Origin of the sequence: Pseudomonas sp. HR1, assembly GCF_030175875.1 — a bacterium.
Lineage (GTDB): Bacteria > Pseudomonadota > Gammaproteobacteria > Pseudomonadales > Pseudomonadaceae > Chryseomonas > Chryseomonas oryzihabitans.
The window spans coordinates 488,836-505,263 of sequence record NZ_JASNRF010000003.1 but is presented as its reverse complement, the minus strand read 5'-3'; the positions used below and the strand labels follow the sequence as shown (position 1 = coordinate 505,263).

General features: G+C 64.7%; 10 protein-coding genes. 3 read left to right on the top strand and 7 right to left on the bottom strand.

The window, feature by feature from the left end:
* Positions 1-3: 3 nt before the first annotated feature.
* The 4 genes from QKY98_RS13715 to QKY98_RS13700 form a co-directional block, all read right to left on the bottom strand.
* A complete protein-coding gene (locus QKY98_RS13715) occupies positions 4-573 on the bottom strand; it encodes a biliverdin-producing heme oxygenase (RefSeq protein WP_169854106.1) in 570 nt (189 codons plus the stop codon).
* Between the two features lie 27 nt (positions 574-600).
* Positions 601-3,012, bottom strand: coding sequence for a PAS domain-containing hybrid sensor histidine kinase/response regulator (locus QKY98_RS13710; protein WP_027602659.1), 2,412 nt, complete (start codon positions 3,010-3,012; stop codon positions 601-603).
* A gap of 99 nt (positions 3,013-3,111) precedes the next feature.
* Positions 3,112-3,573: a response regulator gene (locus tag QKY98_RS13705; protein WP_007159296.1), complete on the bottom strand. Its 462-nt coding sequence runs from the start codon at positions 3,571-3,573 to the stop codon at positions 3,112-3,114.
* 8 nt (positions 3,574-3,581) lie between these two features.
* Positions 3,582-5,831 carry an ATP-binding protein gene (locus QKY98_RS13700; RefSeq protein WP_007159297.1) on the bottom strand — a complete coding sequence of 750 codons (2,250 nt, stop codon included), beginning with the start codon at positions 5,829-5,831 and terminating at the stop codon, positions 3,582-3,584.
* A 214-nt stretch (positions 5,832-6,045) separates the two neighbouring features.
* Between QKY98_RS13700 and QKY98_RS13695 the strand changes: the two genes are divergently transcribed.
* Positions 6,046-7,071 (top strand): alpha/beta fold hydrolase, encoded by a 1,026-nt coding sequence (locus QKY98_RS13695; protein ID WP_284671068.1) that lies wholly within the window; start codon positions 6,046-6,048, stop codon positions 7,069-7,071.
* A 108-nt stretch (positions 7,072-7,179) separates the two neighbouring features.
* Here the strand turns inward: QKY98_RS13695 and QKY98_RS13690 are convergent, their stop codons facing one another.
* The 3 genes from QKY98_RS13690 to QKY98_RS13680 all read right to left on the bottom strand — a co-directional run bounded on the left by QKY98_RS13690 (position 7,180) and on the right by QKY98_RS13680 (position 12,842).
* Positions 7,180-12,027 carry an NAD-glutamate dehydrogenase gene (locus QKY98_RS13690; protein WP_027596984.1) on the bottom strand — a complete coding sequence of 1,616 codons (4,848 nt, stop codon included), beginning with the start codon at positions 12,025-12,027 and terminating at the stop codon, positions 7,180-7,182.
* Positions 12,028-12,219: 192 nt separating this feature from the next.
* Complete coding sequence (locus QKY98_RS13685) at positions 12,220-12,429, bottom strand: SlyX family protein (protein WP_007159300.1); 210 nt, start codon at positions 12,427-12,429, stop codon at positions 12,220-12,222.
* Positions 12,426-12,842, bottom strand: coding sequence for an HIT domain-containing protein (locus QKY98_RS13680; RefSeq protein WP_284671067.1), 417 nt, complete (start codon positions 12,840-12,842; stop codon positions 12,426-12,428). Before QKY98_RS13680 ends, QKY98_RS13685 begins: the two co-directional genes overlap by 4 nt.
* 368 nt (positions 12,843-13,210) lie before the next feature.
* Between QKY98_RS13680 and QKY98_RS13675 the strand changes: the two genes are divergently transcribed.
* Together QKY98_RS13675 and QKY98_RS13670 are read left to right on the top strand one after the other, a co-directional pair.
* Entirely contained in the window at positions 13,211-14,554 is a 1,344-nt protein-coding gene (locus tag QKY98_RS13675; RefSeq protein WP_150338320.1) for an OprD family porin, read from the top strand.
* Positions 14,555-14,705: 151 nt separating this feature from the next.
* Positions 14,706-16,412 carry a proline--tRNA ligase gene (locus QKY98_RS13670; RefSeq protein WP_074584449.1) on the top strand — a complete coding sequence of 569 codons (1,707 nt, stop codon included), beginning with the start codon at positions 14,706-14,708 and terminating at the stop codon, positions 16,410-16,412.
* The last annotated feature ends 16 nt before the right edge of the window (positions 16,413-16,428 follow it).

The window sequence follows — 16,428 nt, the reverse complement described above, 5'->3', positions numbered from 1 at the left end:
CGCTCAGGGGGCGGCTACCGCCGGCGCATGTCGCTGCCCTGCCGCCAGAAAGACCTCGAAGGCCAGCCGCTGGCCGGCCAGCATCGCCGGATGCAGGCGCGCATCGCTGCCCGCCTCATCCAGACGCTGCAGAAAGCCTGGCCAGGCGCCCTTGGGCGGCACGTGACCCAGATAGGCCCGGGCGTCGCGCACCGCCTCGTCGGGACTCTCGCCGGCATGGCGATCCAGCATTCGCGACCCCAGCCGAGACCCTTCGAGGACATAGGCCACCCCCCAGCACTCGCCTTCGTCGAGCAGGCGCTCGAGGACGACGGGTTCGGGCTGCTCGGCGGCCAGGCGCTGCAGATCCTCTGCCAGCACCCCGGTGCGGCGACGCTCCGCCCAGTCGGGCAGCAGGCGCTGGATGCCGGAGCGCTCCAGCAGGTCTTCCAGACCGATCAGGGCCTGGGCATGGGCCTGCAGAAAGGCGGTGTAATGCAGCCGGGTCTGCAGCGCATAGCGGCCAAAGGTCGCATCGACCTGCTCGTGCAGGGCACCGCCCTCGGCGCGCAACATTTCACGGATGGAGGACACGCAAATACCTCAAGTTGGCGCCGGCCTTCAGAGCGGCGAAGGCTGGGGCTTCTCGCCGCGCAGGGCGGCCTGCAGCCGGGCTGCCAGGTCGGCCTCGCGAAAGGGCTTGGGAACGATGAAGGATTGTTCGGGATCGAGTTCGCCCAGTTCGGCATAGCCGGTGATGAAGACCACCGGCAACTGCGGCAGCCGCTTGCGCACCTGGCGGGCCAGCTCGGCACCGTTCATGCCGGGCATGGCGAAATCCGCCAGCAGCAGATCGATCTGCGGATCGCGCTCCAGCGCACTCAGGGCGGCGAAGCCATTGCTGGCCTCCACCACCTGATAGCCGAGATCGGCCAGCAGGGCAGCGGTCACGTTGCGTACCGCGTGGTCGTCGTCGACAAGCAGGATGCGGCGCTCGGCGGCCTGCTCGTCGCGACCCAGGGCCGGTAGCCCGATCGGATCCTGGGCATCCTCCGCCTCGGTACGCGGCAGATAGACCAGCACCGTGGTGCCACTGCCCATCTGCGTCTCGATGCGGACCCCGCCACCGGACTGCTTGGCGAAGCCGAACACCTGGGCCAGGCCCAGACCGGAGCCCTTGCCCACCTCCTTGGTGGTGAAGAAGGGTTCAAAGGCCTTGGCCAGCACCTCTTCGCTCATCCCGGTACCGGAATCCTGCACCGCCAGCAGCACGTATTCGCCCGGTTCGGGTTCCTCGGGACGCTGCGGCGGCTCGCTGATGGTCTGATTGGAGGTGCTCAGGCGCAGGGTGCCGCCGACCGCCATGGCATCCCGGGCATTGATCGCCAGGTTGAGGATGATGAGTTCGATCTGGGTCGGATCGACCAGGGCGTGCCAGCAATCGGCGCGCAGGTGGGTCTCGATCCAGACACTGCCGCCCATGGTACTGCGCAGCAGCTCCAGCATGCCCTCGACGGTTTCGTTGAGCTTGACCGGCTTGGGCGCCAGTCGCTGGCGACGGGAAAAAGCCAGCAGCTGGGCGGTGAGCTTGGCGCCCCGCTCGCCCGCTTCGCGGATGTTCTGCACCCGCCCCTGGGTCTTGTCGCTGGCCGCCAGGCGCGTCAGGTCGCGCTCAAGGAAGCTGGCGCTGCTGAGCACCACGGTGAGCAGGTTGTTGAAGTCATGGGCCACGCCCGCCGTGAGCTGACCCACGGCTTCCAGTCGCTGCATCTGCTGCAGGGTCGCCTCGACCCGCTCGCGCTCGTCGATCTGCTCGCGCAGCTGGCGGTTCGCTGCAGCCAGCTCTTCCATCGCCAGGACTTCCGAGGAGATGTCGCGCCCGGAGCAATAGGTCATGCCGGCATCCGGTACCGCCGTCCAGGAAATCCAGCGATAGCTGCCGTCACGATGGCGGATGCGGTTGACGAAGCGCTGGCTGGTCGCGCCGGTGGCCAACTGCTTGAGTTCGTTGTCGGTGATGAAGCGCTCGTCGGGATGCACCAGCGCCAGCAGCGAGGAGTCCAGCAACTCCACCCGCGACCAGCCCAGGTTTTCTTCCCAGGCCGGGTTGAGCGCCACCAGGGTGCCATCGGGCTTGCACACCAGCAGCAGATCGCGGGTGAGGTCCCAGGTCCGATCGCGCTCCCGGGTACGTTCTTCGACGCGCTCGCCGAGACTGACGTTGAGCCGCTCGAGCTTTTCCGCGGCATCGCGCTGCTGGGTGATGTCGAGCATCACGCCCAGAAAGCGGGTGCAGACGCCGGCGTCGAAGAAGGGCTGGCCGCGGGTCTCGACCCAGCGCTGGGCGCCATTGTCCAGACGAATGCGGTATTCGCTGCGGTAGTCGTCGTCGCGCTCATCGGCGCTCGCCTGGCGGACCGTATGCAGAAAGCGCTCGAGGCCATCGCTGCCGCACAGCCGTTCGAAGACCTCGAGATCGACCACCGCATCGGCCGGCAGCCCGAACATGGCCTTGCAGCGCTCATCCCAGACCAGGGTACGACTGGCCGGCAAATACTCCCACATGCCCAGGCGGGAGGCGTCCATCGCCAGGCGGGACCTGACCTCCAGGCTGTGCAGGGCTTCTTCGGCGCGGCGCCGCTCGCGGCGCTCGTGCACCACCAGCAATGCCCGCTCGACGGCCTTGGCCAGGAGCTCCATGCTCTGCTTGAGCACATAGTCGTTGGCACCCAGGCGCATCATCTCCACGGCGTGCACCTCACCAAAGATGCCCGAGACGAAGATGAAGGGCGTTTCCGGTGCCAGCGCCCGCGCCACGCGCAGGGCCTCGGCACCGGAGAAGCCCGGCAGGATGATGTCGGAAAGGATGATGTCGTAGGTCTGCTGGCTCAGGGCCAGGGTGAGACCGGTACGCTCGTAGACGATCTTGGATTGCAGCTCGAAGCCGTGCCTTTCCAGCTCGATCAGGATCAGCTCGGCGTCGAGCTTGCTGTCCTCTACCAGGAGGATCTTGATCTGTTTCGAGAGGGGCATAAACGGACGTCGGCCTTGGATCTGTTCGCTCAGGGGAGCCGGGTCGCGCATATCTGCCGGTCGCGGATGACTGGATACGGATGCACTTATCTTCACTCGCTAACGGCCAATGCGCCTGGCGACACGGCGCGATCCTGGCGGCGGCTCGTTGAGTACGGCCCAGAACACGCCGAGGTCACTGATCGCGGCAACGAAATCACGGAATTCGACCGGCTTGACCACGTAGGCGTTCACGCCCAGTTCGTAGGCCTTTTCCAGATCGGGCTCCTCCCGCGACGACGTCAGCATGACCACGGGGATGCTGCACAGCTCCGGGGTACCACGCACCAGGTCCAGCACCTCGAGGCCATCGACCTTGGGCAGCTTGAGATCCAGCAGCATCACGGCGGGATTGCCCGGCTCGCGATCGGCATAGGGCTCGCGGCGCAACAGGTAATCGACCGCTTCGGCGCCGTCACGCAGGACCACGACATCGTTGGCCAACTGGCTGCGCTCCAGAGCCACCAGGGTAAGCTCCAGATCGTGCGGATTGTCTTCGACCAGCACAATGGGTTTGAGCATGAATAGAACTACCTTTTGTGTACCGGCGACGGTCGTTGTTTGGGAAGGGCGAAATAGAAGGTCGCGCCCTCGCCGATGGCACCTTCGGCCCAGACGCGACCGTCATGGCGCTCGATGATGCGTCTGACACTGGCCAGACCGATGCCGACCCCTTCGAACTCATCGGCATGGTGCAGGCGCTGGAAGACGCCGAACAGCTTGCCTACGTAATCCATGTTGAAACCGACGCCGTTGTCCCGGACAAAGATGATGTCCTCGGAATCGCTCGGCAAGGTGCCGATCTCGATCACCGCCGGCTCTTCGTAGCGACTGTATTTGATGGCATTGGCCAGCAGATTGCGCAAGGCGAGATGGACGAAGGCGGCATCGGCGATGACGACAGGCAGGGGGCCGATGTGCCACTCCACCTGCCGCTCGGCATAGTCCGGCGCCATCTCTTCGCGGATGGCTTCCACCAGGGCGGTGAGATTGACGTCGGAATAGCGGATCGCGGCCCGCCCCATCTGCGAGAAGCTCAGCAGGTTGTCCACCAGGCTGCCGGCGAAGCGCGCCGACGAACCGATGTTCTCCAGGAAACGCCGCCCCCGGTCCGACAGCTTGCCACCCTCGATGTCGCCCAGCAGCTCGGCATAGCCGGCGATGTGGCGCAGCGGCGCCCGCAGGTCGTGGGACACGCTGTAGGAAAAGGCCGCCAGTTCCTTGTTGCTGCGCTGCAGCTCCTCGGCCAGCTCGGCCATCTCCTCGGCCTTGCGCAGGACGATCCCGCGCACCGCGTTGCGCAATTCGATGGCGCTTTCCAGCTCCAGCGGCGACCAGGGTAGCGACAGCCCCCGTACCGTCTCCTGCCAGAGCACGAAGCTCTGTCGGGGCGACAGACGCCCGTCGCTGCCTTCCTGCTTGGTCGGCCGGCCGGCCCAGTTGACCACCTGCACCAGTTCGCTGCGGAACCAGATCAGGTAGTGGGAATGCAATTCGGAAATGGGGACGGCGAGCACCCCGGCCGCATGCTGGGCCAGCTGGGGGAGCTCGGCGATATCCTTGGCCAGGTTGTCGGTGACGAAGTGGTCCTTGACGTTGACCGACAGCCACTCGACCAGGCTGTCCACCACCTCGCGCGGCGGTACCTGGCCGATCAGCTCGGTCCCGTCGGAGGAGATGATGGCGGCGCCCTGCGCCCGGGCGAAATCCAGGAAGACCTGCGGCAGCTCCAATAGTCCCTGGCAGACGCTGTCGCGGTCGGCCATGGTCGAGAGCATCTGCACCATGGATTGGCGCAGCGCCAGCCGGCGATCGGATTCCGCATGGGTCTCGGCGGCATCGATCTGCAGCGACAGCACCCGGCCGAACAGCTCGCAGGCGGTACGCGTCTGGAAGGACACCCGCTGGGGTTGACGGTCGTGGCAGAGCACCAGGCCCCAGAGGCGATCACCGACCACGATGGAGATGGACATGGACGCCAGGGTGCCCATGTTCCTCATGTACTGCAGGTGCACCGGCGACACGCTGCGCAGCTGCGCGAAGCTGAGGTCAAGCGGCTGCCCGGTCAGCGGATTGGTCTGCGGCTGCAACGGCGAGGGCTGGTAGTAGGCGTTGCCGATCACCCGGATGCGGTTGGCCAGGTACAGGCGACGCGCCTGGGCCGGAATGTCCGAAGCGGGAAATCTCAGGCCCAGATAGCTGGGTACGCCGGGATCGCACTCCTCGGCCAGCACCTGCCCATGACCGTCCTCGTCGAAGCGATAGATCATGGTGTGGTCGAAACCGGAAATACGCTTGGCTTCGCGCACCGCGAGCTTGGCGATGGCGTCGACGGTTTCGGCCTGGTGCAGCTGTTCGATGAATACCCGCACCATGGGATAGAGGGTATTGAGGCCAAGGCGGCTGTCCACCGGCGCCTCGAATTCGACGATCAGCACCCCGCCGAAGCGGTGCATGAACAGCGCGAAGGTCTGCTGCCGCGGCCCCAGGGTCACATCACCCTGATAGATGGGGTTCTGCTCTTCCTGGGTCAGCGCACCGAGCATGGCCGGCAGATCCCGTTCCGGCAGCAATTCGCCGAGGGTGCGACCCAGCACCTCCTCCACGGCGACCCCGAGGTACTCGCGGACGTTGGCACTGGCCTGGACGATGCGCAAATCCGGCTCTTCCACGGCGAACAGGAAGCCATGTTCCTGGATACTGCCGGGAATATGGATCGGCTCGTTGGCGCAATCGGCCAGAGCGTCGGGCTGCGTCTTGGAGGGTGACTCGAGCGCCAAACCGGGAACCTCATGTGATCGGAAAGAAGCGCAGGGAAAGCGGTGCGCCGAAACGGAAACAAAGGTCATTCAGACTATCAGACCCTGGGCAGGAGGCGAAGCGAAACGGCGCGCAGCCTGAACAGCGACATGCGCGGCGACACTCTCTCGCCGCGGGTTGGAATCTTCTCCGTCGGCCTTCGGTCGGAGCTGGTTTAGCCCCAGGATCCTGCCCATGTCCTTGCGCCGCGCCCTCCCCCTGGCCGCCCTGCTACTGAGTCCGCTCAGTCAGGCCGAGCCCCTCTACGGTGAACGTCTCGAAGGCTTCGACTACGACTATTCGGTCAAGACCTTCAGCTTCGACTCCCAGCGCCAACCGTTGGAAATGGCCTATCTCGACGTCGCGCCGAGCGGAAAACCGAACGGCCGGACCCTGGTGCTGTTGCACGGCAAGAACTTCTGCGCCGGCACCTGGGCGCAGAGCATCCAGGTGCTGAGCGCTGCCGGCTATCGGATCGTGGCCCCGGACCAGATCGGTTTCTGCAAATCCAGCAAGCCAGCCCACTACCAGTACAGCTTCCAGCAACTGGCCGCCAATACCCGGGCGCTGCTCGACCACCTGGGCATCGCCCGGGCGACCCTGATCGGCCATTCGACCGGCGGCATGCTCGCGACCCGCTACGCTCTGCTCTATCCGGAGGCCACCGAACAGCTGGTGCTGGTCAACCCCATTGGCCTCGAGGACTGGAAGGCCCTGGGCGTACCCTATCGCAGCGTCGACCAGTGGTACGCCCGGGAACTGAAGACCTCCGCCGACGGCATCCGCGACTACGAGCGCAGCACCTACTACGCCGGCCAGTGGTCCCCGGCCTACGAACGCTGGGTGACGATGCTCGCCGGTCTCAACAACGGCCCCGGCAAGGAAAGGGTCGCCTGGAACTCGGCCCTGATCTACGACATGATCTACAGCCAACCGGTGGTCTACGAATTCGCCCGACTGCGCATGCCCACCCTGCTCATGATCGGCCAGCGAGATACCACCGCCATCGGCAAGGACGCCGCGCCGGCCGCCATCAAGGCGCAGCTGGGTCACTATCCCGAACTGGGCAAGGCGGCGGCGCGACGCATCCCCCGGGCGACCCTGGTGGAATTCGAGGACCTGGGCCACGCGCCCCAGATGCAGGCGCCGGAGCGCTTTCACCAGGCCCTGCTGCAGGGGCTGAGCGCCCTCAAGGCATCCTCGACGCAGCCCCAGCCCTGATCGAATCAGAACGATGAAAAAAAGCGGCGTACCCGAGGGTACGCCGCCTTTTTTCATGCCCTGAGAGACGACGCTGCCCACGAACGCCATTCGTGGGCAGCGCCTGCCTCAGGCGCTGCTGCTGGCCAGATCCGCCAGTTCACGACTGGCGACGCTGTACATCGCATAGTCCTGACCGCTGGCATTGCGCAGATCCACCAGCAGACCCCGCCAGCGCTCCACGGCTGCGCGATGGCGCTCCAGCCACAGCGAGAGCCGCGCTTCCGGATCGCTCGGCGCCTCGCTCAGGTTGAGCATGGCGATGGTGATGGTGCGCTGCTGCACATCCACCTCGTCGCGGAAGGCTTCGCGCGCCAGGGCCTGCCAGGCATTGGCCACCGGCAGCTGGTTGAGCTGCTGCTGGTACCAGGCCAGGTCCAGCACATCGCCCGCGGCGAACCAGGTGGCCGCCACTTCCAGCGGATCCTGGGCGGTGACCTCCGCCGCCTGGATCACCGGCAGCAGGGTATAGATGTGGTTGGTCCCGGCGACGACCCGCGCCAGCAGCTCGGGTACGCCCGCCTCGGTATAGGCGCGGAAGCGCTCTTCCCAGTCCTGGCGCGGCTCGCCCTGCAGCAGTTCGTCCAGACGCACCCCCAGGGCGGCGATGCGCGGCCCGAAGAAGGCCGCCACGGCGCCGGCATCCAGGCCGCTGCGATGGCTGCGCAGGAACCAGCGGGTCGCCCGCCGGCCCAGTCGCATCAACTCGCTCATCAGGCGCAGCTGCAACTCCGCCGGCACCTGATGATCCAGGGCTTCCACCTGACGCCACCAGTGCGGCAGGTGCAGGACGTCGCGCATCACCACATAGGCGCGGGCGACATCGGCCGCGCTCATGCCGGTGGATTCGCACAGGCGCTGCACGAAGGTGATGCCCATGTGGTTGATCAGGTCGTTGGCGATCTGGTTGGCGACGATCTCGCGTTTCAGGCGATGGCGCGCCATGGCCTCGGGGAACTGCTCGGTCAGGCGCTGCGGGAAGGCGCCCTGCATGTCCCGGGCGAGGTATTCGTCGTCCGGCACCGAAGAGGCCAGCAATTGCTCCTTGAGGTCGATCTTGCTGTAGGAGATCAGCACCGACAGCTCGGCCCGGGTCAGTCCCTGCTCCTTGGCGGCGCGCTCGGCGAGCACCTCGTCGCTGGGCAGGAATTCGAGGGTGCGATCCAGCTTGCCACGCCCTTCGAGGTCGACGATCAGCCGCTGGTATTCGGCCAGGTGCGTCCGCGCCCGGTATTCCGCCAGCGACAGGGCACCGGTCTGCATGTAGTTGTTGGCGACCACCAGTTCGCCGACCTCGTCGGTCATCTCGCCCATCAGCGTGTTGCGCTGCTTGACGGTCATGTCGCCGGCGGAGACCACGTCGCCCAGGAGGATCTTGATGTTGACCTCGTGGTCGGAGCAATCCACGCCGCCGGCGTTGTCGATGAAGTCGGTGTTGCAGGCGCCGCCGTGCAGACCGAATTCCACCCGCGCCAGCTGACTCATGCCCAGGTTGCCACCCTCGCCAATGACCTTGGCGCGCAGGTCGCAGCCGTCCACGCGCAGCGCGTCGTTGGCCTTGTCGCCGATGTCGGCGTGGCTTTCGAAGCTGGCCTTGACGTAGGTGCCGATGCCGCCGTTCCAGATCAGATCCACCGGTGCCTTGAGCAGGGCGTTGATCAGCTCGTTGGGCGTCAGGTGATCGGCCTGGAGATCGAAGCGCGCCTTCATCTCGGGACTGATGGCGATGCGCTTGGCACTGCGCGGGAAGATGCCACCACCCTGGGAGATCAGGCTGGCGTCATAGTCGGTCCAGCTCGACCGCGGCAGGTTGAACAGCCGTTCGCGCTCGACATAGCTGCGCTCGGCGTCCGGATTGGGATCGATGAAGATGTGCAGGTGGTTGAAGGCCGCCACCAGCTCCAGGCTGCGCGAACGCAGCAGGCCGTTGCCGAAGACGTCGCCGGCCATGTCGCCGATGCCCACCACGGTGACCGGATCGGTCTGGACGTCGATGCCGCGCTCCCGGAAGTGGCGCTGCACGCTGACCCAGGCGCCCCGCGAGGTGATGCCCATCTTCTTATGGTCGTAACCCGCCGAACCACCGGAGGCGAAGGCGTCGTCGAGCCAGAAGCCATAGTCCTGGGCAATGCCGTTGGCGATGTCGGAGAAGGTCGCGGTGCCCTTGTCGGCGGCCACCACCAGATAGGGGTCGTCGCCGTCGTAGCGCACCACGGCAGCCGGCGGGACCACTTCACCGTCTTTCAGGTTGTCGGTGATGTCCAGCAGACCGCTGATGAAGATGCGGTAGCAGGCGATGGCCTCGGCCTGGATGTCGTCGCGGGAGCCGCCGGTGGGCAGACGCCGTGGCACGAAGCCACCCTTGGCGCCCACGGGGACGATCACCGAGTTCTTGACCTGCTGCGCCTTGACCAGGCCCAGCACCTCGGTGCGGTAGTCTTCCTCGCGATCCGACCAGCGCAGGCCGCCGCGGGCGACGTTACCGAATCTCAGGTGCACCCCTTCCACGCGCGGGCTGTAGACGAAGATCTCGTAGCGTGGCACGGGGCGCGGCAGCTCGGGAATGGCCTTGGGATCGAGCTTGAAGCTGAAATAGGCCTTGGGCTTGCCAGCGGCGTCGGTCTGGAAGACGTTGGTTCTCAGGGTCGCCTTGATCAGGTCCAGGTAGCGCCGCAGGATGCGGTCCTCGTTGAGCACCGCGACATCGTCGAGGGCACTGAGGATGGCCTGCTCCAGGCGCTGCTGCTTGTCGTCCAGGTCTTCGCTGGTCATGCGCCGCGCCAGGTAGAACTTCATGCGGAACAGCCGCACCAGTTCCCGGGCGATGTCGACGTGGGCGTTGAGGGTAGCGGCGATGTAGCCGATGTCGAAGCCGATGCGGATCTGCTTGAGGTAGCGCGCATAGGCGCGCAGCACCGCGACGTCCCGCCAGGGCAGCCCGGCGGTCAGCACCAGGCGGTTGAAGCTGTCATTTTCCGCCTGCCCATCCACCACCTGGACGAAGGCGTCCTGGAAGGTGTCGTTGAGTTGCTGCAGATCCAGCTCCAGGCCGGCCACGGTGGTGAAGGCGAAGTCATGGATCCAGTAGCGGCGGCCATTGCGATGGCGCAGCTCGTAGGGGAATTCGCCGAGCACGCGCAGCCCGAGGTTTTCCAGGATCGGCAGGACGTCCGACAGCGCCAGGGGCGTATCGGCGTGATAGAGCTTGCAGTGCAGGATGTTGTCGCCGGTCTGGGTCAGCGGCTGATAGAAGCCCATGGCCAGACGGCGCTCGTCGCTGAGCGCCAGCAGGTGGCGCATGTCTACCACGGCCAGGTGCGGCGCGAAGCGCTCGCGATAGCCGGCCGGGAAGCCCAGCGGATAGTCGGCGAGGATGGAGGTGCCCTGGGCTTCGCCGAAGCTGTCCACCATCAGGCTGGCGAAGTCGTCCTTCCAGCTGCGGCAGGCCTGCACCATTTCCTGTTCCAGGCGCGCCGGATCGACATCCTGCGGCTGCAGGGGATCGACGCGCAGGATGAACTGCACCCGCGCCAGCACGGATTCGGAGAAGAAGGTCCAGAATTCGCAGTCGGTGCCATGCAGGCGATCCATGAGGATCTGCTGCATGCGCTGGCGCACTTCGGTGGAATAGATGTCGCGCGGCACATAGGCCAGGCAATAGAAGAACTGGCCATAGGGATCGCGGCGCAGGAAGACGCGCACCTTGCTGCGCTCCTGGATCTGCACGATGGCCATGGCGGTGCTGAACAGGTCGTCCACCGGAGTCTGGAACAGATCGTCCCGCGGCAACCCTTCGAGGACCTGGGCCAGTTCCTTGCCCAGGTGGGCGCTGCTGTCGAAATCGGCGCGGCGACGCACCTCGTCGACCTTGCGGCGGATATAGGGAATCTCGCGCACGCTGTCGTTGTAGACGCTGGAGGTGTAGAGACCCATGAAGCGGTGCTCGCGCACCACCCGGCCAGTGGCGTCCACTTCGCGCAGGGAAACGAAATCGGGATAGGCCGGGCGATGCACCCGGCTCGGGTCGGCCGCCTTGGCGAAGGACAGCAGCACCGGTTCTCGCAGATAGCGCAGCGGCTCACCGGACAGGGTGATCTCGGCGGTCTCGGGGCGACCGCGCAGGCGCCGCGACAGGCCGAGCAGGGAGTCGGGCACATAGCGTTGCACCGCGGTCTCGCCGTCGCCTTCGACGGTGAATTCCTCGTAGCCGAGGAAGGTGAATCTGTCGTCGCGCAGCCAGTCGAGGAAGGCCTTGACCTCGGCCAGCTCGCCCTCCTCCACGCCGGCCGGACGCCGATCCAGCCAGCTCAGCAGGTCGGCGACCTTGGCCTTCATGGCGGCATAGTCGCCGACGGTCAGGCGCACCTCACCGAGGATCTCCTGCAGCGCCGCCTCCAGGGTGCGCAACTCGCTGGTTGCGGCACAGCGGTCGATCTCGAGGAACATCAGGGCTTCGCGGGTCACCCCTTCGCCCTGCTGGCCCTTGGGCAGCAACTCGAGCAGACGACCCTGGGCATCCCGGCGCACGCTGAGGACGCTGTTCTGCAGGGTATGGACACTGTAGCCCTGGCGATTGAGCTCCATGCGCACCGAGTCGACCAAGAACGGCGAATCGGCGTGCAGCACCTCGACCACGGTGTGGCTCGATTGCCAGCCGTGTCGTTCGTAATCCGGATTAAAGACCTGGACCCGCGGCTCGGAGGGATCGAAGACATCCAGCAGACGCCAGGCCGACAGCACGCAGCCGACCAGATCGGAGAGCCGACGCTGAGTGAGTTCTTCCAGCGGGACGATGCCGAAGAACTGGGCGGTGAAGCGCTCCAGCTGTTCGAGGGTATTCCCTTCGACATGGGCCGCGAGGGCATTCTTGAGTTGTTGTTGGAAATCCGCTTGGCTGGCAGCGGTGAAAAACGCCATAACCGTACTCCGTCCTGAAGGTGCTGTGGGCTTCGCTCCGCAGAGGACAGGCCTCTCCCGGAGCGAGTTCCACAGGGGACGAGGCCGGACTGCACCAAAAAAGTGCAAAGATGCAGTGCGGCTAGAGTAGCCAACAAAGACAGCTATGCACGTACGTCAGGGCGACAACAAGATTCAGCTGCGGAACGGATCTCAATAGTGCGGTGGCGGCGCCTCGTCCGGCAGACCACCGCCACCCGAACTCTGCAGCTCGGCCTGGCGCTCGGCCAGGACGCGAATCTGGGCCGCGCAGCGATCCAGCGCCCGCTGCTGCTCGACGATGATGTCGTTGAGGGTCTGAATGGTGTCGTCCTGGAAGGCCTGGCGCATTTCCAGGTCGGCGATACGGTCTTCAAGGGTCATGCCTGTGTCTCCTCTTCGAGCAGCACCCGCCAGCGTTCCGCAGCGGCATGGCCGGCTTCCGCGGTATGGGGCTCGCGTGGCGAGTGCCCCCATACCGGGCCGGGCCAGGCCGGATCGCCCTCCTGCCGCAGCAGGACGTGCAGGTGCAATTGCCTGACGACGTTGCCCAGAGCACCGATGTTCAATTTTTGATCCGGCTGCGCGTGGCGCAACACCTGGGCAACAAGTGTCACCTCTCGCCACAGTTGTGCCTGGTCCTGGGGTGACAGGTCGAGGATCTCGGTAACACTTTCGCGCCGGGGTACCAGCACCAGCCAGTCATAGCGCCTGTCGTTCAGCAGCAATACCTGGCAGAGCGTCAAGGACGCCACTTCCAGGGTATCTCCGGCCAGCCGTGGGTCTATTTGGAACATCTCATCTCCTGCCAACACCTGTTGGCACTAAAAGTGTGCACAGCTTTGGGCAAGTGAAACCTTTGGTGTCACAAAGGTGCAACCAACCCTTCCGAAACTGCCCATTGCCCGGAACGCGGACCAGCGATAGACAGGCGGGCTCAGGGATTGAGCGTTTGTGCACGCTTTTTGCTATCACGATCTGGGTACGACGATCGGACGGGAACTCTTAAAGAGCTTTCTTAAGAGTCACGGTTAATCCGCTCATCACACGCAAAATTTTGATGAAACCTATCGCCCCTCCGAGAGAGGTGCTATATGTGCCGCCATTAGAACAAACAGCCACGGCTGACACGATGGCTGACTTTCAACCCAAAGGAGCATTTCTGATGCAAGCGATGAAGTGGAGCATTCTCGCCCTGGCCGTAGCCGCAGGGACCACTCAACTGGCTTTCGCCGACCAGCAGTCCGAATCCAAGGGCTTTGTCGAAGACAGCAAGCTGAACCTGTTGAACCGCAACTACTACTTCAACCGGGATCGTGATGGCGGCTCGAACGACCGTCGCGACTGGAGCCATGGCTTCCTGCTGAACTACGCGTCGGGCTTCACTCAGGGCACCGTGGGTGTCGGCGTGGATGCCTTCGGCTACCTTGGCATCAAGCTCGATGGCGGCAAGGGTTATGCCGGCACTGGCAACCTGCCGATCGGCAACGATGGCAGCCCGAACGACGAGTACTCCACTGCTGGCGCTTCTGTGAAGCTACGCATTTCCAACACCATACTGAAGTATGGCAACCTGCAGCCCACTTCGCCGGTGTTCGCCGTGGGTGGCAGCCGTCTGTTCCCCCAGACCGCTACCGGCTTCATGCTGACCAGCGAGGAAATCGAGAACCTCTTCTTGGAAGCAGGTCATTTCACAGCTGGTCGCGATAACATAAATACCTATCACGATGGCAACATCGGCCCGGCTTACGCAACGTTTATTGATAACTCCAAGGTTACGAGCCGCTCTGGGGACTACGTTGGCGGCAAGTACAAGATCTCCGATCAGCTCAGCACCTCGCTTTACTATGGTCGCCTGGAAGACGTCTGGAACCAGTACTATGCCAACCTGAACTATGTTCAGCCGCTTGCTGCGAATCAGTCCCTGACTTTCGACGCCAACTATTACTACACCAAGGATACCGGTAGCGCGAAGGCTGGCGACATCAGCAACAATGCCTTCTCCTTGGCCGCTGCCTATAGCATTGATGCTCACACCTTTACCGTCGGCTTCCAGAAAATCAACGGCAATACCCCGTTCGATTACGTTGGCGCTGGCGGCAAAGGCGCAGGTTCGCTGGGCTCCGGCGGCGACAGCATCTTCCTGGCCAACTCCATTCAGTTCTCCGACTTCAACGCCCCGGGCGAGAAGTCCTGGCAGGCTCGCTACGACCTGAACATGGCCACCCTGGGTGTACCCGGCCTGAGCTTCATGACCCGCTATGTGCGTGGTACCGGCATTGAAGCTACCAGCAACGCCGCCTATGCCGGCATTGGCTATCAAGATGGCGACAAAGAGCACGAGACCAACCTCGAAGCCAAGTACGTTCTGCAGAGTGGTCCGGCCAAGGACCTGTCCTTCCGCATTCGCCAGACCTGGCACCGTGGCGATGTCAGCACTGGCTCGGGTAACAGCGGTAACGTCAACGAGTTCCGCCTGATCACCGAGTACCCGCTGAGCATCCTGTAAGGGACAGCGTACCTCGCACGATCCAGCAGCCCGGCATTCGCCGGGCTGTTCTTTTCCGGCCTCCGGTCGGCGCCACCCGCGTCCCTGTACGCCCTGCCCCACCCCGCCGTACAATGCCGGTCCCGTCTCGATGCCGACAGACCGCCTAGCCATGCGTACCAGCCAGTTCCTGCTGTCCACCCTCAAAGAAACCCCTTCCGATGCCGTGGTGATCAGCCACCAGCTGCTGCTGCGTGCCGGCATGATCCGCAAGCTGGCCTCGGGTCTCTACACCTGGCTGCCGCTGGGCCTGCGCGTGCTGCGCAAGGTGGAAGCCGTGGTGCGTGAGGAAATGAACGCCACCGGCGCCCTGGAGGTGCTGATGCCGGCGATCCAGCCTGCCGAGCTGTGGCAGGAATCCGGTCGCTGGGAACAGTACGGCCCCGAGCTGCTGCGCCTGAAGGACCGTCATCAGCGCGATTTCTGCGTGGGCCCGACCCATGAGGAAGTCATCACCGACCTGATGCGCAACGAGTTGAACAGCTACAAGCAGCTGCCGATCAACCTGTACCAGATCCAGACCAAGTTCCGCGACGAGATCCGCCCGCGTTTCGGCCTGATGCGCGGTCGCGAATTCGTGATGAAGGACGCCTATTCCTTCCACCTGAACCAGGCGTCGCTGCAGGAAACCTACGACGCCATGTACCAGGCGTACTGCAACGTCTTCAGTCGCCTGGGTCTGAATTTCCGTCCGGTGCAGGCCGACAACGGCTCCATCGGCGGCAGCGGCTCCCACGAATTCCATGTGCTGGCCGGTTCCGGTGAAGACGACATCGCCTTCAGCGACACTTCCGAATACGCCGCCAACATCGAGAAGGCCGAGGCCCTGCCGCGGGAGACCGCGCGCGGCGCCGCCACCGAGGAATTGCGTCTGGTCGACACCCCCGACACCAAGACCATCGCCGATCTGGTGGAGAAATTCGGCCTGGCCATCGAGAAGACCGTGAAGACCCTGGTCGTGCGTGGCGCCGAGGAAGGCACCCTGGTCGCGCTGGTGGTGCGTGGCGATCACGAACTCAACGAGATCAAGGCGGCCAACCTGCCGGAAGTCGCCAGCCCCCTGGTGTTCGCCACCGAGCCGGAGATCCGCGCGGCCATCGGCGCCAGCCCCGGTTCCCTGGGCCCGATGAATCTGTCGATCCCCTGCATCGTCGATCGCTCGGTCGCCCTGATGAGCGATTTCGGCATCGGCGCCAACCAGGAAGACAAGCACTACTTCGGCGTGAACTGGGAGCGTGATCTGCCGCTGCCCCAGGTCGCCGATCTGCGCAACGTGGTGGCCGGTGATCCGAGCCCCGATGGCCAGGGCACCCTGGTGATCAAGCGCGGCATCGAAGTGGGCCATATCTTCCAGCTGGGCACCAAGTACAGCGAGGCGATGAAGCTGTCGGTGCTGGGTGAGGAAGGCAAACCCACCACCCTGACCATGGGCTGCTACGGCATCGGGGTGTCCCGCGTGGTCGCCGCCGCCATCGAGCAGAACCATGACGAGCGCGGTATCCGCTGGCCGGCTGCCCTGGCGCCCTTCCAGATCGCCCTGGTGCCGATGAAGTACGAGAACGCCGCGGTGAAGGAAGCGACCGATCGCCTCTACGGCGAGCTGAAGGCCGCCGGCTTCGATGTGCTGCTGGACGACCGCGACAAGAAGACCAGCCCTGGCGTGAAGTTCGCCGACATGGAGCTGATCGGCATCCCCCATCGCCTGGTGGTGGGTGAGCGCGGTCTCAACGAAGGCCTGGTCGAATACAAGGGCCGTACTGACAGCGACAGCCAGAACGTCGCCCTGGCCGAGATCGTAGGCTTCCTCAAGGCCCGCTGAGGGCTACCGCTCCAGG